Below are 20,600 nucleotides of genomic sequence, written 5' to 3'. Positions count from 1 at the left end.
GAAGGAAGATGAAAAAAACACTAGGAAAGGATATTTGGCGGTCGATTCGTCACTCCAAAGGACGATTTGTTTCCATTGTCTTATTGATGCTACTTGGATCCTTAGCCTTGGTCGGGTTGAAAGTCACCGGACCCAATATGCGAGCGACGGGGATCGATTATTTTGACGACCTAAACTTAGCTGACCTATCCGTCATCGGTACTTATGGCTTGGACCAAGGCGACCAAGAGCTTATTAATGAAATACCAGGCTTAGACCAGGTAGAATATGGTTATTTTAAAGATGTCGTGCCCCAAGAAAGTCAAGCTAGCCTTCGTCTCTTTTCAAAGACAGAAACGATTTCTACTTATCAATTAAAGGAAGGCCGCTTGCCAGATGCGATAGATGAGATCGCCTTGGATTATTCCTACCAGGGAGACTATCACCTAGGGGATACCATCAAGTTTGAAGAAAAAGCAGATGCCTCAGGAGATAAAATGTTGGCCCAGGACACTTTCACTATTACCGGATTTCTCTATACCGGAGAAATTCTCTCGGACATCAATCTGGGCCCTTCGACCGCGGGAACTAGTGAGTTGAAGGGCTACGGCGTAGTCATTCCCCAAGTTTTTCAGACCGATAATTACATGGTCGCGCGCTTGACCTTTGCGGATTTAGATGGGGTTGATCCCTACAGTCAAAGCTATCAAGATCGTCTTAAAGACCACCAAGCAGACTTAGAAGCAGCCTTTGACGAGGGAAAAAGCCAGCGTTTAGACCGCTTAAAGAGCGAAAAGCAGAATGAAATTGACCAAGCACAAGAGGACTTAAAGGCCGGACAAAAGGCCATATACAAGAAAAAGCAGGCAGTTAGTGATAAAGAAGCCCAACTTGCTCAGCTTATCCCCTATCAAGCCACCTTGCCTAAAGACCAGCAAGATAAAGTCAAGCAAGCTCAAAGAGAAATTGACCAGGCAAAGGAAGAGCTACAAGCAGCGGATACTGATATCACAGATAAAGAGGAAAAAATCCAAGCAGCGCAAAATCAAGTGGACCACTTAGAAGCACCCACTTTCCTGGTCTATACTCGCCGTGAAGCTCCAGGGGGAGAAGGCTATAAGATTTATTCTTCTATTAACCGTATCATTGATGCCTTGGCCAATGTATTTCCAGTCTTCATGTATTTTGTAGCGGCCTTGGTGGCTTTGACGACTATGACCCGCTTTGTGGAAGAAGAGCGGACCAAGTCAGGCACTCTAATGGCCTTAGGTTACACAGACCGCGACATTATCACAAAATTTATCCTATACGGTTTCCTTTCCAGTAGTCTGGGAGCGGTTTTGGGGATCATACTTGGTCACACTTTTATTCCCCTAACCGTCTACCATGCCTATAGCGGTGGCTTCACTGTTCCTGAAATTCAGCTCCACTTCTATGGGAAAATTTCTCTGATTGCCTTTACCGTGGCCGTCTTGTGCGGGACCGTGCCCGCTTATCTGATAGCTAAGAAAGGACTCCAAGCCTATCCGGCCCAGCTCTTACGTCCCAAGGCTCCGGCCGCTGGGGCTAATGTTTTCTTAGAGAATTTACCGGGCCTGTGGAAGCGACTGAGCTTTATGCAAAAAATTACCGCTCGTAATTTGATTCGCTATAAGAGTCGGTCCTGGATGACCATCTTTGGAGTTGCCGGTGCTGTTTCCTTGCTTTTTGCCGGCTTTTCGGTACAAGATTCCATCCGCACAGTGAATAACCAGCAATTCGGAGACTTGATCCATTATGAAATGATTGTGGCCCAAAAACCGGGAATTGATGAAGAGCAAAGCCAGGATCTTCAAGAAGCCTTGGATAGTAATCAAGTAGACCAATACTTAAATATCCATTATGAAAACTTGTCTAAAGTTGCAGGCAAGAAGCTAGATAAGCAGGACATCAAACTCATTGTTCCCCAGAATGAAGCCAAGTTTCACGAATACCTCAGCTTACAAAACCGTTCCAGTGGCCAAGTCTTGTCCTTAGCCGATGACGGGATCATTATTTCCGAACGCTTGGCCCGCCTCTTGAATGTCCAAGTCGGTGATGGGGTCACTTTTGAAGATCGAGATGGCAGGGACTATGACATGAAGGTTAGTGGTATTACTGAAATGTATATGGGACACTTTGCCTTCACCACGTCCCGTGGTTATGAAAATATTTTTGGAAAAGACTATAGCACGAATGCAAGCATGGTCCAGCTAAAGGACCAGTCGACCAGCAATGTGGAAGCCCAATCGGCTGAATTTATGAACTTAGACGGAGTCATGACTGTGGTACAAAATACCACTCTGACTAACCAAGTCAATACGATCGTGAATTCCCTGGATAAAATTATGAAAGTCTTGATTCTGGTTGCTGTCCTCCTAGGCGTGGTCATTCTTTATAACCTGACTACCATCAATGTCTCGGAAAGAATGCGGGAACTATCAACCATTAAAGTTCTCGGCTTCTACGATAAGGAAGTCACCATGTACATTTACCGGGAGACCATTATTCTTACGATGCTTGGTCTCCTGGCTGGTTACGTGATTGGGGAAGGTCTGCACCAATATATTCTGTGGATCGTTTCACCTGATAATATCATGTTCAACCCCGCCCTCACTCCTAGAAGTTTCGCACTACCAGCTATCATCATCGCCATCATTACTATTATCCTTGGACTCCTCATCAATCACCGCCTCAAGGAAGTAGACATGCTCGAGGCTCTATCGGGAGTAGAGTAGTAAGGATGAGATAAGCACTGATCCTCCTACCCCATCAGCTTTAATCGCTTTCGGATCGGTATTTGTCGCTACTATTTTGTCAATTTTCTTGCTTAAAAAAATAATTGTGTTAAAATTGTAGCAGTTCTACTCCTTACGGGAGAACTTTATCAGTGCATGGTAAAGAAGAGAGGTTGTGACTTCGGTTGCAGCCTCTTTTTTGATCCAGTTTTGATCGAAATTGCCTGGCATTACCAGGATAATGATCGTTTATTTCTCTTTGACAAGAAGACCATGAGGGAGTATTCTTTATGTGAAAATAATTACATGACTAAATTTTTATGAAAGGGAAAGCTGGTTTAACAATGACTGGAATAAAAAATAATGATTTTTCTGATGTGGTCTTTAAGCGGCGGTCCGTCCGTCACTTCGATCCAAACGTCAAGATTAGCCGGGACGAATTAAAGCAAATCGTGAAAGAAACCGTGACGGCGCCTTCCGCATGTAACCTACAATCTTGGCATTTTGAGATTGTTGACAATGAAGCGGGCAAGGAAAAATTAAAATCATACTTTATTCCTTTCAACACCCCACAAATTGATTCATGTTCTGCCATGGTCCTCGTTTTTGGCGATACCCAATCGCATAAGAATTACCGCAAGGCCTGGGAAGACGACTACCATGCTGGGAAGATCACTAAGGAAGAAATGGAAGATAACTTTTCTCGAATTCTTTACCGTTATGAAGACGGCCCTCGTGATTTCCTTGTTAATGATGCTACGGTGGATGCAGCTATGGCGGCCATGCAACTGCTCTTAGTGGCCCGGGCCCATGGTTATGAAGGTAATGCGATCGCCGGTTACGATACCACAAAGGCCGCGGAAACTTTTGGCCTCGATCCTTACCGCTACATCCCTGTCATGGCCGTTGCCCTTGGCATTCCAGCTAAAAACGGCCCAGCCGAAGAAGATCATTCTGACCGTTATGGCTTAGATACAATTCTTCACTTCGTGGATGAATAAAAGATTCTCGGCAACTAAAAATTTATTATTAAGCATACTTGTTTATTTAAAAATCCTAATAATCACTCCTTCTAAAGCCCGGTCTTCTTAGATTGAAGAGCGGGCTTTTTATTAGGGAAATATTTATTTTTTCAACCGGATCTCTTTTTCCCTTTTTCAATTAAAAGTGTTGGCGCGACAACAGGACTAGTCTTTTGCTTCTGCTATAATATTGGTGTAGCAATAAAGCGCTCTCATGTGATAATTTTAGCAAATACATTATTTAAGCTGATTGGCTAACAGTCAGTTTACCGATTAATAAATAATACGAGGAGGAAAGACGATGTCACAATATGATTTAGTGATTGTGGGTGCCGGCCCAGCTGGGATGACGGCTGCGATTTATGGGGTACGGGCTGATTTGAAGGTATTAATGCTAGATAAATTAGCTCCCGGTGGACAAGTCATTAATACTAATGAAGTTGATAACTACCCTGGTAAACCCAAGATTAATGGTGCTGAATTATGTATGGACATGTTCCAACATACCCAATCTTTAGGGGCTGACTTCGACTACAAGACCGTTACCCGGGTTCAAGTCGCTGATGACGGTGTCATGAAGACCATTTACTTTGCGGAAGATGAGGAAACCGTCCAAGCCCCAACCGTGATTGTAGCTACCGGAACGCGGTCACGGACCTTAAACATTCCCGGTGAAGAACAATTCAAGGGCTCAGCTATCTCCTGGTGTGCTATCTGTGACGGGGCCAAATACCGCGACAAGGATGTTGTGATCATCGGTGGTGGGAACTCGGCTGTGGATGAGGGGACTTACCTGGCTGGCATTGTTAACCACCTCACCATCGTTACTGACTTTGACCTGACTGCTGATCCTGCTTCCTGTGACTACCTGCGTTCCCTAGACAATGTGACCGTTTACCCTTACAAGGCGGTACAAAGCTTCGAAGCCAATGAAGACGGCAGCCTCAAAGGGGTTAAATTCGCTGATAAGGAAACTGGCGAAAACGAACAAGTTGTTGAATGTGACGGGGTTTTTGAATACATCGGTGCAGTCCCAAGTACGGAATTCATCCAAGACCTAGGCATTACCGAATCACACGGTTATGTGGAAACCGATGCCCATATGGCGACCGCTGTACCTGGTATCTATGGGGCCGGTGACTCTAACAGTAAATTCTTACGTCAAATCGTGACTGCTACTTCAGACGGTGCGACCGCAGCCCAAGAAGCCAGTGGCTATATCAAGAAATTACGGGCAGAAGGCAAGTACGAATAAGAAGTCGCTGCTTTTATGATAAAGTATAATTATGAATAAATAAGGAGTGACTCTGAGTGATCAAAGAATTAGAAAAAGACACCTTCAAAGAAGATTTACAAAATGGAACCGTTTTGGTGGACTTCTATTCCAAAACCTGTGGCCCCTGCAAGATGCTATCCTTTATCCTAGATGACGTGGATAAAACCAAAGGCGATGACCTCTCCATCATCAAAATTCCCTTTGAAGAAAACCCTGACTTAGTCGAAGAATATGGCGTTGAAGGCTACCCAACCTTAATCGCCTTTAAAGATGGAGAAGAAGTTACCCGTAAAGCCGGCCTCCAACAAAAACCAGTCATCCTAAAAATGATCGAAGAAGCAGAATAAAAGGTAGAGTGCGACAAGTGCAATAAGAGGGGAGAGCGTTGGAAGGAGTACGCAGAAAATCTTCAAAGAGGATTTTCAAGGACTTCTGAAACGCAGCTCCCCTCGCACTTGGAGCAGGTTTGAAAAGGATGAGAGGAAGGATCAGGGAGGGCGATTCCTTGGAAGAAAAGGGGATAAGATCAGCCTGCTGATCGTTCAACTTTTCTGAAAGAACATCCCCTCACCTTTTCGAACTCAACTGTAGAGTGCGACAAGCGCAAGAAGAGAGAGCTGGGGTTTCCCTCAGCTCCTTTTTTAATAGAAAAGAGTGAGTTGATGAATAATCAAGCCATTGGTGATTTAATGCTCAACTGGGCTGAAGTGGCTAAAGGACAAGTGACAGCTGGCTTAGACCAGGACTTAGGCGTCAAGGAAAAGTCCAGTGCCCGGGACCTGGTAACCGTATTAGACGGTCAGCTGGAGCGTTTTTATCGTAGTCAAATACGAAAATACTTTCCCCATGACCGTATCCTAGGAGAAGAGGGTCAGGGCGACCAGGCCAAGTCCTTAGACGGGGCGGTCTGGATCATTGATCCCATCGACGGCACCCTGAATTTTGTTAAGCAGCGGGCCCATTATGTGACCATGCTGGCCCGCTATGTTGATGGGGTCGGACAAGTGGGTGTGATCTATGCTTTAGACACGGGCCAGTCACTCTTAGCCTTGGCTGGCCAAGGCGCTTATTTAAACGGCCAAGCCCTGGACCTGACAGGACCAAGTGACCTAGCCGAAGCTAGTTTAGACCAGGTCCTGATGTCAACGGAAGCCTTGCCTTTAGATGGGGACTTAGCCCTCTATCAGCTGTCTAAACAGAGCCTGGGTTTAAGAATTTTTGGTTGTGCTGGCTTGGATGCGGTTCATTTGGCACTAGGTCGGACCGGTTTGTACCTCAACCATCTCTACCCTTGGGATAATGCTGTTGCTCTCATCTTGGCTGAAGTCTGTGGCTTTAAGGTGACCGATTTTCAGGGTCAGCCACTTAACTTGTTGGACCGCCAATATGTCCTCATGGCCTATCCTAAGATTCATGACCAAGTACTCAACTATCTAAAAGACCGCCAATAACAACAAGTCGCGCTGAGTCAGGAATTTTCCTGTCGCTCAGCGCTTTTTTAATGGGTAATGGGTTCAAAGAAGGAACCTTGTCTCTGGCTGAAGAGTTGGATGAAGTCCTTAGCGGCAGAAGAGAGTTGGGCCTTGGCCTTGTAGATCAGGTAGGTTTCCCGGTAGAGTTCCATGTCACGAACCTCTAGATATTTAACCTGGGGGTAGGTCCGGCTAGCGGATTTGGTAGTTAAACTAATGCCGAAGCCGGACTGGACTAAGGAGATGATAGAGGCGTCGTTCATGACCTTGTGGCGGATAGAGATATCCGTGTAATGGATGTCTCCCGTTGAGCGACCGTATTTTTCCATGGCCAGTTTGCGCAGGTGTTCCGAATCATAAGTGCGAAAGAAGGTTTCTCCCTGGATTTGCTGGAAAGTGATGGCGTCAAAGTGGGCCAAAGGATGATCTATAGGCACCAAGATCCCTAGTCGTTCTTTGAGCAGGCGGAAAGTCTTTAGACCGGGAGTAGCCAGGTCAAATTCTTCGCCTGTCAAGCAGGCCAAGTCGTAACTCCCGTCCATTATCCCCATGACCACTTCTTGGCTGAGGACCTCGGTGTAGTTAATGGCAGTGTTAGGGTATTGGTCCTTAGAGACCTTGAGTAATTCCGGGATAACAAAGTAAGTGGTGGAAAATAAATTCGATGAACACAGTGACAGACTATCGGTGCTTTGGGCCAGTTCTTCCTGGACTTCACGAATACTATCATTAATATAGGTCATCCCTTGACTCAGGCGCTGGGCTAACTTGCGACCAGCATAGGTGATTTGAATCTCGCGTCCGGCTTTAACAATCAGGGGAATGCGGAGATTTTTTTCCAGTTTGGCGATGGCCTTAGACAGGGTCGAAGGGGACAGGTAGAGTTGGGCGGCAGCCTTAGTCAGACTTTCACATTCTACCACCTTGATAAAGTAAGCCAAGTGCTGCCAGTTAAGTTCTTTCATGATTTTATCCTTTCTATTGTTGAAAAATATTCACTGATAAGAGAATTTATTTCATTTTATCTTTTGCCTGGAATAATGTATGATTAATCACAAGAGGGTCGGTAACCGCTTCCATAATGGCACGGCTTTTACTTTAAGTCAAGGGCGGACTTTTCTCTCTAGCAAGCAACTTGTGACTTAATTATGAATATTTTTCACTTAAAAGGGATGACGAACGAGAAAGGAGCTGGAGAATGTTTGACAATTTACTTTATGAAATAAATCACCAGGTGGCGACCATCACTATGAATCGCCCGGATTCTGCCAATGGCATGGACCAAGGGATGATTAAGGACCTTGTAGCCGCCTTTCGCCAGGTAGAGACGGAGCCTGACGTCCGGGTAGTGGTGCTTAGGGCCAAGGGTAAGCTCTTCTCCGGTGGGGGCGACATGAGCTGGATGAATGAGATGATCGACCAGGGGCAGACCTTTGACTCCAGTGACATCTACCGGGCCAATCAAATCGCCCAAGCCATCCGCAATGTCTCTAAACCCGTTGTGGCTGCTGTTCACGGTACCGTGGCAGGTGGAGCAGCAGGAATTATCATGGCCTGTGACTTCCGCATTATGAGTGACAAGGCCAAGATCGTGCCAGCCTTCTCCAATATCGGTTTGAGTGGCGACACCGGTTTGATTTATTCCTTGATGTTGTCTTTAGGCTTTAGCCGGACCTATGAAATCATGGCCCTAGGACAAATCATTTCGGCCCAAGAAGCCAATGATTGGGGCCTAGTCACCCGCTTAGCCAGTCCGGAAGACTTTGAAAACACGGTGGCTGATTTTATCGAGCTCTTAAAGAACCGCCCTACCCTGGCCTTGGCGAGACAGAAACAAGCCATGAATGCATTCTTCTACCAAGACCTGGCCAAATTCGGTCTCAGCGAAGCCGTAAACATTCCTTACCTTTCTGGTACAGAGGACTTCAAGCAAGCCATTAAAGGCTTTGTCAATAAGGAAGAGGTTCACTTTCAAGGCAAGTAGCTTAAAAAAGTTGTGAATTAAAAAATGATAAAAACTAAGGAGGATCTATCAATGACAGATGTATGTGAAATGTTAGGCATTAAATACCCAATCTTTTGTGGCGCTATGGGGGGGATTTCCCGTCCAGAATTAGTGGCTGCCGTATCCAATGCTGGCGGCATGGGGATCTTGATGACTGCTGGGATGAAGGATGAAGAAAAAATTCGCCAAGCGGTCCAAAAAACCCGGGAATTAACCGACAAACCCTTCGGCGCTAACGTGGCCATTATTTCTGGTAACGCTAAAGAAGTGCTGGAAGTCCTCATTGACGAAGGCGTGAAATTCTTTACCACTGGCGCTGGAGACCCGATTCCTTATATTGACATGATCCACCAAGCCGGCGGAAAGATCTTCCCAGTGGTACCAAGTGCCCGGGTAGTCCGTAAGGTGGAAGACGCTGGTGCAGACGGTGTGGTTGTTGAAGGGATGGAAGCCGGTGGCCACGTCGGTCAAGCGACAACCATGACCCTGACCCGCCAAGCCGTTGAAGCGGTTGACCATGTCCCTGTTATTGCAGCGGGTGGGATTGCGGACGGCCACGGTTTAGCGGCTGCTTATGCCCTCGGTGCTGACGGCGTCCAAGTCGGAACCGTCCTCGTTGCTTCTACCGAAGCGCCGATCCATGATAACTACAAACAAGCCATCGTGGATGCTAACGATACCGCCACCTTTGTGTCAGGTTCCATGACCGGCGCACCGATCCGGATTGAAAAGAATGCTGCCGCTCAAAAACACCACGACATGGATATGGACCCAGAAGTGGACGTCAAAGCCATCGAAGCTTACACCATTCCTTCCCTAACCAAGGCGGCGGCTGAAGGGGACGTGAAGGAAGAAATCGTGACATACGGGCAAATCGCTGGTTTAGTCCATGAAGTCCGCCCGGTGAAAGAAATCATCGATTCCATCTTCCAAGAAGCTAATGAAGTCATTGACGCCTTAGCTGCTAAGAAGATTTAAAGAAGAGAGTGTGACAGTCACAAAATAGGACGAGAGCGCTGGAGCTAAAGGGCGAAAGAATTCTCAAAAAGGATGGGAGGGCGCCGTCAAAGATTTGAATCACTGGAGGAAAATACCATAAGCACAGGACACTGTGCGTTGGCATTTTCTGAAGTGACTTCAAAGCTGGCGCCCGAGTTCAACTAGAGAATTTGTTGACCTTTAGTAAAGCGGACGTTCGTCCTGTGACTGGAACAGGTTTTGAAAAGAGACTAGGACTTTTGACCTAGCCTTATCACTTAAAAAAGTAAAAATATTTCAAGGAGGAAAATGAAAGCATGAGTGAAACACGTAAAGACTTAATTCCCGAATACGGCCCCTTACATGGGGTAAGAATCCTGGGTTTAGGGTCCATTGTGGCCATGCCACATGCCGGTAACCTCTTAGCCGACTTAGGGGCAGAATTTATCCAAATTGAACGCCCCGGCATGGGAGATTCATTACGGATGTTGGCACCTTTTTCCAAGAAAACCAAGGTATCCAACGGCTGGATGCAAGATGCCCGAAACCGTCTAAGCATTACCTTAGAATCCAACCTCAACAATGAAGAGGCCAAGGCAGTTTTCTTAGACCTGATCAAAGAAGTCGACATCTTCATGGACAACATGGTTTGGTTGAAGAAATTAGGGATTGATGATGAAGAAATGTTGGCAGCCAATCCCAAATTAGTTATCTGCCACGTGTCTGGTTTCGGGCAAGAAGCCTTTGGTGGGGCAGAAGGCGTTTCTGGCCGGGCATCCTTTGACATGATCGGTCAAGCTTACGGTGGTTTCTTGAACTTGAATGGGGAACCTGACCAAGCACCAATGATTGTGAAACCTTACTTAAACGACTATGTGTCTGCCTTAAACGCTACCTATGGGGTATTAGCAGCTTATATTCACGCCCAAAAGACCGGCAAAGGCCAAGTGGTGGATGTGGCCCAATATGAAGCCATGGCCCGGATTTTGTCCGATACCTTCGTCACCTATACCGAAAACGGGGAAGACAAAGAACGGACCGGCAACAAGACCACTGCCTTCCAACCATACGGCCTCTTCTTTGACAAGAATGGAGAATACGTCGTTGTTGGTGCCTTTGGGCGGAACGTCTACAACCGTTTCTTGGAAGCAGTTGGCTTCGATAAAGAATACTTCGCCTATGAAGTGGCCGGTAACGGGGTAGAAGCCGTGATGTCTGAACGTGGCCAAGAGCTCGACCAAAAGATTAAGGAATGGTGTAGCCAACGGACCGCTAAGGAAATCGAAGAAACCCTCAACGCTCACCGGGTACCAGCTTCCAAGGTTAACAAGGCCTCAGACGCGCTCAATTCCGAACACTTCAAGGCCCGTAACAACTTCGTCACCTATACCGACCAAACCAGTGGTGAAGAAGTCACTGCCTTTGGTGTCGTGCCTCACATGAGCGAAACCCCAGGGAAAGTATGGCGGGGCGCTCCAGCCATGGGTCAAGACAACGAACTCGTTTATGGCGAGCTCTTAGGTTACTCTGAAGACAAGATCGCCGAATTAAAAGAAAAAGGGCTTATCTAGAAATAAGGATGTGAGGGCGCCACAAGAAACTTGAATCAATGGAGGAAAATACTATAAGCACAGGAAGCTGTGCGTTGGAATTTTCTGAAGCAACTTCAAGGCTAGCGTACGAACTCAACTATTAGAGTGTGACAAGCGCACCAGTTTATAAAAACAGCTCCCTCTTAAGTGATAGTACTTAGGGGGAGCTGTTTTTGTATGGTTAATGGAGATTAGCGAGGACTTTGATGAATTTAGCCACCTGGTCATTGGGCTCCTTGGAATAGATAATACCGTAGGGAACCCCAGGGCCAGACCAAGCCAGGGGGATAGTGATGAGGGAAGGGTGGATGTCTTCCCAAACATCTAAGGACAAGAGAATGGCTCCTGTCTGCTCACAACGGTTAAAGGTCGAAAGATCATAATAGTAAGCCGCATCGATAATATGGATACTGCGGTAGTGAGACTTGAGATAGCTTCTTAGGGCGTCATTACTTTGACTATGGCCCTCCTTTACCATAATTAAATCCTGATCGTTGAGGTCTTCAAGTTGGATACAGGCCTTGCCTTTGAGGGGATGGTTTTTAGCCATAGCACAGGTCAGCTTAGCTTCTTTCAAGGGCAAGAGCTGGACGTATTCTAGCCATTTCAAGGAATCGCAAGCCCCCACCATGAGGTCAAAGCCTTGGCCTAGGTGTTTAATGGTCTCGAGAATGCTTTGCTGGTTATCTTCAAAGGGCACGACTTCCAGTTTAAATTGGGGGTAGTGTTGGTTGAAACGATGCCACAAAGGAAAAAAGTCCTGGGCAGGATTTAAAAAGGACCGCCCCAAACGAATCAGGTAAGGCGATTTTTGGGCGATTTGCTTGGCTCGGTGTATGGCTTTTTGACTTTGGTCAATAAGAGCGAGACTATCCTGGTAGAAACTGTGACCCGCTTCGGTGAGCTTAACCCCGCGACTGGAGCGTTGGAAAAGATCGAGACCCAGGAGATCTTCTAAGCGGTCGATTTGTTTCTTAACAGCAGTCGGACTGATATACAAACGTTGAGCTGCCTGGCTGAAGGACCCTTCTTGGGCCACGGCAATGAATATTTCTAACTTGCGACTATACATCCTTAACCTCCTGTCTACTCGCTTTAACTTCTGGTTAATACTATTATAACCTTTTTGAACTGTTAAGGCAGCGCTTTTTAGGGGATAATACTAGTGAAACAGAGTGATTTGCTTAGGATTTGTGAAAAAAGAAAGGAAAGGAAAGGAAAAAATGAACAAGATTACTTTAAGTAATGGTGTCCAAATGCCGCAACTGGGTTTTGGTGTCTATCAGATTGAGGATTTGGACCTCTGCCAAGCAGCGGTAGAACATGCCTTAAAAACCGGCTACCGTCTGATCGATACCGCTGCCGCTTACTTTAACGAAGAAGCCGTGGGCAAGGCGATTCAAGCCTCTGATGTGCCACGCCAAGACATCTTCCTAGTCAGCAAGGTCTGGATCCAAGATTATGGCTATGAAGCGACCAAGGCAGCTTTTAATCGGTCCTTAGAGAAACTCCAAACCGATTATTTGGACTTATACCTGATCCACCAGGCCTATAATGACTATTACGGCGCTTGGCGGGCCATGGAAGAACTCTATGAAGCCGGCAAGGTCAAGGCCATCGGGGTATGTAACTTCAATAGTCGCCAATTGGTTGACTTAATTAGCTATAACCAGATCAAGCCCCATGTGGTCCAAGTCGAATTTAACCCACTCTTCCAACAAGAGGGCTTTAGACAAGTCCTAAATGACTACGACATTCAATTGATGGCTTGGGGACCCTTTGCGGAAGGACAGGGCAATCTATTTAATCACGAGGTCTTAAAAGCTATTGGCGACCAATACGATAAGACCCCGGCTCAAGTGATGTTACGCTGGAATTTGGACCAAGGCTCAGTCACGATCCCTAAGTCTGTACATAAGGAGCGAATCGAAGAGAACTTTGCGATTGGGGACTTTACTTTGAGCGCAGAGGACCAAGACAAGATCAAAGCCTTAGACCAAGGGAAGAGCATCGTTATTGATTTTGATGACCCTGAAACTGTGAAAGCCTTAAGCCAGTTTAAGATCCACGATTAAGAGTTCACTAGTCTAGCTGAGAAGAAGGCTAGCCGTGACTTGTGGGTCCAGGGGAGAAATAGAGGAGTACAAGCATGAAAAAAATTATTCAAACAGCCGGTCGGGACGCTTTAGGCGACTTTGCGCCAGAATTTGCCCATTTTAATGATGATATTCTCTTTGGTGAGAATTGGAATAATGAATCGATCTCTATCAAAACCCGGTGCATCATTACCTTAGTCGCCTTGATGAGCATGGGAATCACGGACTCTTCTTTAGTTTACCATCTCGAAAATGCTAAAAAGCATGGTGTCAGCCAAAGAGAAATTGCTGGCATCATCACCCACCTAGGCTTCTATGTGGGTTGGCCCAAAGCCTGGGCCGTCTTTAACCTGGCCAAAGATATCTGGGCCATCCATGAGGGCGACTCGACCTACTCAAACCCGGCCATGGCTGCCCATGCTAAACGGATGCCCTTCCCAATTGGAGAAGAGAATACCGCCTTTGCTCAGTATTTTATTGGCAAGAGTTACCTGGCTCCTTTATCAAGTCAACAAGTGGATATCCATAATGTGACTTTCGAACCGGGATGTCGCAATCACTGGCATATTCACCATGCTAGTCAGGGTGGGGGACAGATACTGATTGCGGTTGCTGGGACCGGTTACTACCAAGAGTGGGGACAAGACCCAATTAAACTAGAACCTGGTCATGTCATTAATGTGGGCGCCGGCGTCAAGCATTGGCATGGGGCCAGCAAAGAGGACTGGTTTTCCCATATCGCCATCGCCGTCCCTGGCCAAGATACCAGCAATGAATGGTGTGAACCCGTGGATGACGACTATTACCAACAATTAAAGTAAAAGCGGACAATTTTAAAATAAAACCAGGTCCCCAATAAGTCTCAATACTTAGAGGGAGCTGGTTTTCTGATGGAGAGAAAGTTAAGGGATAAAGGGAAATCAAATGCAATGTACTAGTCTTCACTCACCAAGGCATAGACTCTGGCCGGGAAACTCGGGGCGCCTTTGACCTTTAGCGGGGCAACGACAATGACTGCGCCTTGGGTCGGTAGGGCGGAGAGGTTATTTAAGACTTCGACCTGATAGCGGTCTTGGTCCAGCCAGTAAAATTCACCCGGTAAGGCTTCTTGGTCGTGGTAGACGTGGCCGGGATCGGTATCCAGGTTTTCATGGCCAATGGCTTTGACGTCGCGTTCGTGGGCTAAGAATTCCAAAGCCTCAACGGTCCAACCGGGGGTGTGGGCAATACCGTTTTCGTCTTCATTATAGAAGGCTTTTGGGTCATCCCAGCGCTTGGACCAGTCGCTAGCAAAGGCTACAAAGGTCCCGGCTGGAATCTTACCGTGGTCGGCTTCGTAGTCAAGGATAACGTCTTTAGTCACTGAAAAGTCGGGATCGGCAGCGACTTCTTTTTCCAGGTGGAGGACATAGAGCGGCAAGATCAATTCATCCAGGCCCACCCCATCTAGGAGCCGCTTCCCGGCGGCAAAGTGGCCGGGCGAATCGATATGGGTCCCGTAGGAAGTGGCCAGGGTGTATTCCTTAGCATAGAAACCATCTTCTTCGATGGTATTTAGGGTTTTCTCTTGTATGGGAGAGAAGGCATTGAAGAGAGGAATATTTTCGTGTAATTCATGGGACAGGTCGATGCGTTTAGCATTTAATAATTGAGAAAGATCTTGTGACATAGGGCATAGCTCCTTTTTATTCCTTAGTGACTAGTGACTTACTTTAGTTCTTTTGATGTGTTTTTATCTTAGAAAAGAGCAGGGAGAAATGCAAGGGTTTAGTCGCTAAGACTCGCCACTTAGGGGGTAGGCTTGCTGTGATGACGGGCTTTTAGGAGGTGTACAGAATAGTGATCACTAGTGATTTGAAGCCTGAGGAGACTCTTCTCTTATGCGGCGATGCTTCCTTTCATATCAGCACTTATCGCTTGAAGCGATTAAAAATCGGGGAGAGGCTGCCTTGACTGGGGTTCGCTTGTAACAATCAATTGTTAAGTAAAAAGCCCATCAAAGCAGGGATTGACAGGCTTAGATAAAGGGACTATGATGGACCCACAATAACTTATAACTAATGAAAGTGCGGGAGCAGAGCTTGACTAGGCATTTAGTCCCATCTGACTGAAAGACCGTAGTCAATCCTCCCGCGACCTTCAAGCATTGTTAAACGTCGACTGTCGCAACGCATCCGAGCAAACCTCCATTTAGGTTGCTGAATGGCTTGTGGCGGGACCGTGAAAGAGGTGGTTAAGCGAAAAATGATCAGTCGAATGTTACCCAATAGAAAAAGGGACTTGATAAAGAAAGCCTTGAATCAGTGACTTCTCTGGAAAAGAAGAACTGGATCAAGGCTTTTTTATTGGCTGTTAAAAGGCGGTGAAAATCTTTAGCGTTTCAATTTTTGAATGGTTTCAATGACTTGGTCCGGCTGATTGGGCTCTACAGCAATTCGCTGGGTCGCTTGGGCCATTTTATAGGTTTCATGGATGTAAGTTGACTCTGGAATGGCGGAAAAGTCAGGGAGATCGAAACGCAAGGGGATATTATAAAGGTTAATGGTCCCATCATGATTGCTGGAATAGGTTACCACCCCATCGATGAGCCGATTGCCAGTCAATTGGGTCACGGTTTCTGGGTATCTTGCCCCATTGGCTAGGTAGGGGTTAATGAGCGTGCCCTGAGGGATAATATGGACATTGATGGTGTCCGCGTCTTGGTTAGGGCCTAGTTGGAGCCAGATGCGGGCGTATTCAATGGCTAAGGGGTCATAAGCTGCTAGGGGATCAGTGTTAGAGGCGGAGGCATGGCCTTCATCGCTCTTTTCTTCACTGCTAGCGGTCGCACTGTCCACTTGCTTTGGACTAGGGGCAAGTGCTTGCTCAGAATTATCCTGGGAAGTGTCTGCAGACTCCTTAGCTGGACTTTGAGAGTGGCTCATGGATTGACTAGAATCTTGTTCAGGCGCTGAGGAAGTCTCCTTGGATTCTTTGGATGGCGAACAGGAACAGCCAAGTAGAGTGGCAGCTATTAGTGCCAATGACAGATAGTTTTTCCATTTCATGACGTTTCACCTCTTTAGTTAATTATATCATATAATGAATACAATTAAGCGCTTTCTAGTGAATGAGAGGAGTAGTCACGGTCCAGGACGACATGAATCCAGAGAAAAAAGTGAGCCTATGCTATACTAAGTCAAACCCAAATGAAAAAGAGATGATAAAATGACCACCATCAGACCGATCCAAGCTAAAGATGATAGGCAACTGGCTAAAATTATTAGACATTCATTAGAATCGGTAGGCTTAGACCAACCAGGAACGGCCTACTATGACCCAGAACTAGATCATTTAAGCCAGTTTTACCAAGCCAAGCCTGAAAGTCGCGGCTATTTTGTCGCTGTAGATGACAATGACCAGGTTCTTGGTGGGGTAGGCTTTTCGGCATGTGAGCTTTTCGACCAATCCGCTGAGCTACAAAAGATTTACCTAGCCCCAGGAGTCCGAGGTCTGGGCTTAGGCCAGGCTTTGATGGAAGAATTGATCCGGCAAGTCAAGTCAGCCGGCTACCGCCAATTGTATTTAGAGACCCATTTCTCCTTAAAAGCAGCCATTGGTCTCTATCAAAAATACGGCTTTAAGGAAATTCCTCAACCGGAAAATTTGATTCATACGACTATGGATCGTTTTTTCTTGAAAGATTTAGAGGATTAGCCCCTGGGAGAAATCCTGATAACAAGGAAAAGACACAGAGAGCTGTTAAACAAAGAACAGTTTTCTGTGTCTTTTTTTAGTTTTTATTGGAAGAGGTAGACTTTAATCGACCCGGTAATAAAATCTTTCGGGGGATTCAATATAACCCATATCCTGTGTCACGATGAGACGGTCACGGCTTTGATCCGAGGCATCAGTATATTGATGGAAGACAATCTGACTGCCTGCAGGAGCAACGATTAAGCCAGACCCAAATGAACCAGCGAGCAGGTTGGCCCATAAAATTTGCCCTTCAATTCTTGCAGTCGTCGTCTGTACGATTTCTCCAGTACTTACTTGGCCGTTTTGGCCAATAGTCATCTCCTCACCCAGACCATTACGCCAAGTTCCTGCTAGTGTAGACAGATCTCCTGCTTGGATTTGCTTGATGTCTACGCCCTGATGGCTAGCAGAGGGCGCCGGCTCACTGGCGGCTGTTGAGCTAGGTTGGCTGGCTTTTGGTGCTAATTTTTGCCAAGGCAAAGAGTCGATATCCAGTTTTTTGTCATTTTCTAGGCCCAGTAAGGGGGCAGGGTCCTTGGTCTCTTGTAAGTCGTAGGCCACTTTCTTAACTTCTTCGACTTGCCCATCCTTAGTGATGCGATAATTGGTCGCCTGGGCATCGGGACTTGGGGAGTGGAAAGTGTTGAAGACAAAGCTACCGTTGTCATAGAGAGTAAGGAGCCGACGTTCGCCACCAGAACCCGCAACGCCACCCTCCTTGGCCAGTATGGGTTTATCGCCTTGCAGGGTATAGATGGCAATAATGGTATACTGGTCTCGTAAGATTAATTCATCTTGGCCATCCTTATTGATGTCATAAAAAGCATATTGGATGTTTTCCCCATTGGAATCATTAATAATAAAAGCCACGTAAGAAGTTTCAGGGTCTTCGATAGTCGCTTTTTGGATGTCATGGTTCTTGGCCAGGTTAACGATTTCTTGATACCAATCGAGAGTGGCTTGGTAGAGTTGATGGACTTGCTCTGGTGTTTTACTTTCGGGCTTTTCAGCCTTATCGTCTTGATGCCCTTCTTTTTCTTTACTGTCCGCTTTTTCTGAGCTAGCTTCAGAAGTCACTGCCTCTTGGCTTTGGGAAGTGGCTGTTGACTGGTTACTGTCTTTTTGGCAGCCGACTACAAATAGGCTGACTAAGACGGATAAAGCGAGGAGAGATCGCTTTTGTTGGTGGATTCGTGCTAGCATGGTGGTTTTTGGTAAATTGATTTTCTTCATATGTCCTCCCTAAGGTTAAAATTTGACAAGTATTAGGATGGTTAATCCTATCATCTTATGCATTGAAAACCCTTTCCTTAATTAAAGACCTTGGGGATGCCTTTGTCAAGGGGATTTGGGGGAGTTTAGAGAGGATGTTTTGCTATGATTATTGCAAAGATCTGGATTATAAAATCAGGCGATTAATCAAAATATTTTCCACTACTGATATAAGTGAGTAATAAAAGACATTATATTTTATTTCCATACTATCTAAGACCAGCCAGCTTATATTTACGAGCTGGCTATTTTTTTCGACTAAGCCATTTATCCATAACAAGAAGTAAATGATTACTATTGATCGTTTACGGGAAAGCTTTTTCTGATTGAAGCTGTCGATCAAACACCACCTTAAGTTGAAAAAGCTGAATTGACGCCTTTTTTAGCAATAAAGCCAATAGGGCAAATGCATTTTTAACTCCTTAATAGCAAAAGACCTAAAGCGCCGATTATAACTGATAGTGAATGGGTATCTTGGTCGTATTGCTAGACCAAGAAAGATTATGCTAAACTTCCAAACTAATAACTGCCTAGTTATTAAATAAATCCTTGAAGAGAAACTGACGAGCCCAGTGCCCGTATTTTTCTTGGATAGAGATAAAACGAATGACCTTTGGAGGTAAATCTATGAAAAAAATTGTTTTGTCACTTGTTGCTATCGCCCTAGTTGCTGCGGGTTTTCTATATTTTTCTCACCAACAAGAAGAGAAGAAGGTAGTTCTCGGTGTTAGCGGACAGAGTGCAGGAATGGTTAAATACGTTGAACAAGCCTTGAATGAAAAAGGCTACAAGCTGGAACTGTCTGTTGCAGAGAGTACTATTGCAAGTAATGAAGGCCTGATGGATGGGTCAGTCGATGTCAATATCATGCAACATGAAGCTTATATGAATCAATTTAATAAAGACCGTGGTGCGAGCTTAGTCAAAGCCGGAAAGCCTCTCTTTGAACAATTTATTGGTGTTTACAGTAGAAAGTATAAATCCCTGGATGAGCTTCCTGATGGGGCCAAAGTAGCTATTCAAAATGATGCCTCAAATATTCAACGAGCCCTCCGTGTCTTAGAGCAGGCCAAATTAATTGAAGTCAAACAAGATATTCCTAAAGGGGAAACACTAACGCCGCTCGATGTGACCTCTAATCCGAAAAATCTGGAATTTGTGGAATTAGGTGGCGGGACCTTGATCGAGTCCCTGGATGAAGTGGATATTGCGGTTTTCTGTGGTCTAGCAGCAAATAAGGCCGGCTTTAAGACCGAAGATGCCCTGTATAAATTTGAACCCAAAGATTTAAAGGCCAATGCCCTTATCCTAGCCACCAAGGATGGTAACCAAGATAAAGAGGCGGTCAAGATTATCCATGACGCCTTTGAATCCAAGGAATCCGTCGAACTGGTCAAAGAGGTCAGCGGCGGGACCTGGTTCCCTTATACAGGTGATTAAGATGACTGAGCCTTTAGTAGAAATCAAACATTTGCGCAAGTTCTATGGAAATTTTGAAGTCTTATCGGATATTAACCTGACTATCAATGAAGGGGATATCTATGGCCTAGTTGGCAAGAGTGGGGCCGGCAAGTCGACCTTGCTGCGCTGCATCAACGGTTTGGAAAGTTTTGATGCGGGATCTATTCAAGTCCTCGGTGAGGATATTCAAAGCTTATCAGGCAATTCTCTTAGATACCTGCAAAAAGAAATTGGCATGATTTTCCAGCAATTTGAGTTAATTAATCGCAAAACGGTCCGTGACAATGTCGCCCTGCCCTTAAAATTATGGAATATTGAAGAGAATGACCAGCGGATCCAGAGTTTATTAGACTTAGTGGATATGTCGGCCAAGGCAGACGCCTATCCCAGCAAGCTATCCGGTGGCCAAAAACAGCGGGTAGGTATTGCTAGAGCTTTGTCCTTGAACCCTAAGCTTCTCCTCTCTGACGAAGCCACTTCCGCTCTGGACCCCTCAATTACCCGGTCAATCATTGACCTCTTACAGAAGATCAACCAAAAATTGAAGCTAACCATTATCGTGGTCACCCATGAAATTGAAGTGGTGAAAAAGATCTGCAATAAAGTCGCCATTCTAGAAAATGGCAAGATTGTTGCCGCAGGGAATACGGTGGATCTATTCCTTGACCAACCACCCGCTTTAAGGCGCTTAATGGGACTTGAAGCCGAGACCGAACCCCAAGTGGAAGCTGGGCACTTTGCCTTTAAGTTGGTTCTCCCTGATGTTGACCAGCAAAAGGACCTCTTATCGCGAATTTTTTCCGACTTACAAATTCCTTACACGATTGAGGACGCCCATTATGAGGAAATTAATGACCGAACTACCGCTTATTTTAAAATTCAGGTCGCTGCCCAGCACCGACCACTTGTGGAAGCCTATTTGAAAGACCATCAGATTGAATGGAGGGAATAAG

The 20,600-nt window shown here is 45.9% G+C and carries 18 protein-coding genes; 13 read left to right on the top strand and 5 right to left on the bottom strand.

Features of this window, described 5'->3' with window-relative positions; translation table 11 throughout:
- Positions 1–8: 8 nt before the first annotated feature.
- The 5 genes from DBT49_RS09300 to DBT49_RS09280 all read left to right on the top strand — a co-directional run bounded on the left by DBT49_RS09300 (position 9) and on the right by DBT49_RS09280 (position 6,484).
- Positions 9–2,735, top strand: a complete 2,727-nt coding sequence (locus DBT49_RS09300) for an ABC transporter permease (RefSeq protein WP_013669179.1) — start codon at positions 9–11, stop codon at positions 2,733–2,735.
- Between the two features lie 344 nt (positions 2,736–3,079).
- Entirely contained in the window at positions 3,080–3,736 is a 657-nt protein-coding gene (locus DBT49_RS09295) for a nitroreductase family protein (RefSeq protein ID WP_070558976.1), read from the top strand.
- A gap of 322 nt (positions 3,737–4,058) precedes the next feature.
- Positions 4,059–5,012: an NAD(P)/FAD-dependent oxidoreductase gene (locus tag DBT49_RS09290; protein ID WP_013670102.1), complete on the top strand. Its 954-nt coding sequence runs from the start codon at positions 4,059–4,061 to the stop codon at positions 5,010–5,012.
- A 56-nt stretch (positions 5,013–5,068) separates the two neighbouring features.
- Positions 5,069–5,380, top strand: a complete 312-nt coding sequence (locus DBT49_RS09285) for a thioredoxin family protein (protein WP_013669397.1) — start codon at positions 5,069–5,071, stop codon at positions 5,378–5,380.
- 315 nt (positions 5,381–5,695) lie between these two features.
- Positions 5,696–6,484, top strand: coding sequence for an inositol monophosphatase family protein (locus tag DBT49_RS09280; RefSeq protein ID WP_013669928.1), 789 nt, complete (start codon positions 5,696–5,698; stop codon positions 6,482–6,484).
- A 47-nt stretch (positions 6,485–6,531) separates the two neighbouring features.
- On the opposite strand, the gene DBT49_RS09275 is transcribed toward DBT49_RS09280, so the two are convergent.
- Entirely contained in the window at positions 6,532–7,470 is a 939-nt protein-coding gene (locus DBT49_RS09275) for a LysR family transcriptional regulator (protein ID WP_111872445.1), read from the bottom strand.
- A 233-nt stretch (positions 7,471–7,703) separates the two neighbouring features.
- Here DBT49_RS09275 and DBT49_RS09270 point away from each other — a divergent pair, with 233 nt between their 5' ends.
- The 3 genes from DBT49_RS09270 (at position 7,704) to DBT49_RS09260 (ending at position 11,059) form a co-directional block, all read left to right on the top strand.
- Positions 7,704–8,489 (top strand): enoyl-CoA hydratase/isomerase family protein, encoded by a 786-nt coding sequence (locus tag DBT49_RS09270; RefSeq protein ID WP_013668768.1) that lies wholly within the window; start codon positions 7,704–7,706, stop codon positions 8,487–8,489.
- A gap of 51 nt (positions 8,490–8,540) precedes the next feature.
- Positions 8,541–9,488 carry an NAD(P)H-dependent flavin oxidoreductase gene (locus tag DBT49_RS09265; protein ID WP_013669897.1) on the top strand — a complete coding sequence of 316 codons (948 nt, stop codon included), beginning with the start codon at positions 8,541–8,543 and terminating at the stop codon, positions 9,486–9,488.
- Positions 9,489–9,805: 317 nt separating this feature from the next.
- Entirely contained in the window at positions 9,806–11,059 is a 1,254-nt protein-coding gene (locus tag DBT49_RS09260) for a CaiB/BaiF CoA transferase family protein (protein ID WP_013668464.1), read from the top strand.
- Positions 11,060–11,261: 202 nt separating this feature from the next.
- On the opposite strand, the gene DBT49_RS09255 is transcribed toward DBT49_RS09260, so the two are convergent.
- On the bottom strand, positions 11,262–12,152 hold the full coding sequence (locus DBT49_RS09255) for a LysR family transcriptional regulator (protein ID WP_013669927.1): 891 nt from the start codon (positions 12,150–12,152) through the stop codon (positions 11,262–11,264).
- Positions 12,153–12,303: 151 nt separating this feature from the next.
- Here DBT49_RS09255 and DBT49_RS09250 point away from each other — a divergent pair, with 151 nt between their 5' ends.
- Complete coding sequence (locus DBT49_RS09250) at positions 12,304–13,155, top strand: aldo/keto reductase (RefSeq protein WP_070558974.1); 852 nt, start codon at positions 12,304–12,306, stop codon at positions 13,153–13,155.
- 74 nt (positions 13,156–13,229) lie between these two features.
- Complete coding sequence (locus DBT49_RS09245; protein WP_013669361.1) at positions 13,230–13,997, top strand: carboxymuconolactone decarboxylase family protein; 768 nt, start codon at positions 13,230–13,232, stop codon at positions 13,995–13,997.
- 113 nt (positions 13,998–14,110) lie between these two features.
- Here the strand turns inward: DBT49_RS09245 and DBT49_RS09240 are convergent, their stop codons facing one another.
- The gene (locus DBT49_RS09240) at positions 14,111–14,845 is read right to left on the bottom strand and encodes a cyclase family protein (protein ID WP_013669522.1); all 735 of its coding nucleotides are present in this window, start codon (positions 14,843–14,845) and stop codon (positions 14,111–14,113) included.
- Positions 14,846–15,548: 703 nt separating this feature from the next.
- Positions 15,549–16,223, bottom strand: a complete 675-nt coding sequence (locus tag DBT49_RS09235) for a hypothetical protein (RefSeq protein WP_013668974.1) — start codon at positions 16,221–16,223, stop codon at positions 15,549–15,551.
- 160 nt (positions 16,224–16,383) lie between these two features.
- Between DBT49_RS09235 and DBT49_RS09230 the strand changes: the two genes are divergently transcribed.
- Positions 16,384–16,872 carry a GNAT family N-acetyltransferase gene (locus tag DBT49_RS09230; RefSeq protein WP_013669347.1) on the top strand — a complete coding sequence of 163 codons (489 nt, stop codon included), beginning with the start codon at positions 16,384–16,386 and terminating at the stop codon, positions 16,870–16,872.
- Positions 16,873–16,974: 102 nt separating this feature from the next.
- Here the strand turns inward: DBT49_RS09230 and DBT49_RS09225 are convergent, their stop codons facing one another.
- A complete protein-coding gene (locus tag DBT49_RS09225) occupies positions 16,975–18,147 on the bottom strand; it encodes a DUF6287 domain-containing protein (protein WP_013668815.1) in 1,173 nt (390 codons plus the stop codon).
- A gap of 666 nt (positions 18,148–18,813) precedes the next feature.
- Between DBT49_RS09225 and DBT49_RS09220 the strand changes: the two genes are divergently transcribed.
- A complete protein-coding gene (locus DBT49_RS09220; protein ID WP_168163186.1) occupies positions 18,814–19,626 on the top strand; it encodes a MetQ/NlpA family ABC transporter substrate-binding protein in 813 nt (270 codons plus the stop codon).
- A gap of 1 nt (position 19,627) precedes the next feature.
- On the top strand, positions 19,628–20,599 hold the full coding sequence (locus DBT49_RS09215) for a methionine ABC transporter ATP-binding protein (protein WP_013668981.1): 972 nt from the start codon (positions 19,628–19,630) through the stop codon (positions 20,597–20,599).
- The last annotated feature ends 1 nt before the right edge of the window (position 20,600 follow it).

Source organism: Aerococcus mictus, assembly GCF_003286595.3.
In the GTDB taxonomy this organism is placed as follows: Bacteria; Bacillota; Bacilli; order Lactobacillales; family Aerococcaceae; genus Aerococcus; species Aerococcus mictus.
This window is presented reverse-complemented; position numbering and strand designations above follow the sequence as displayed.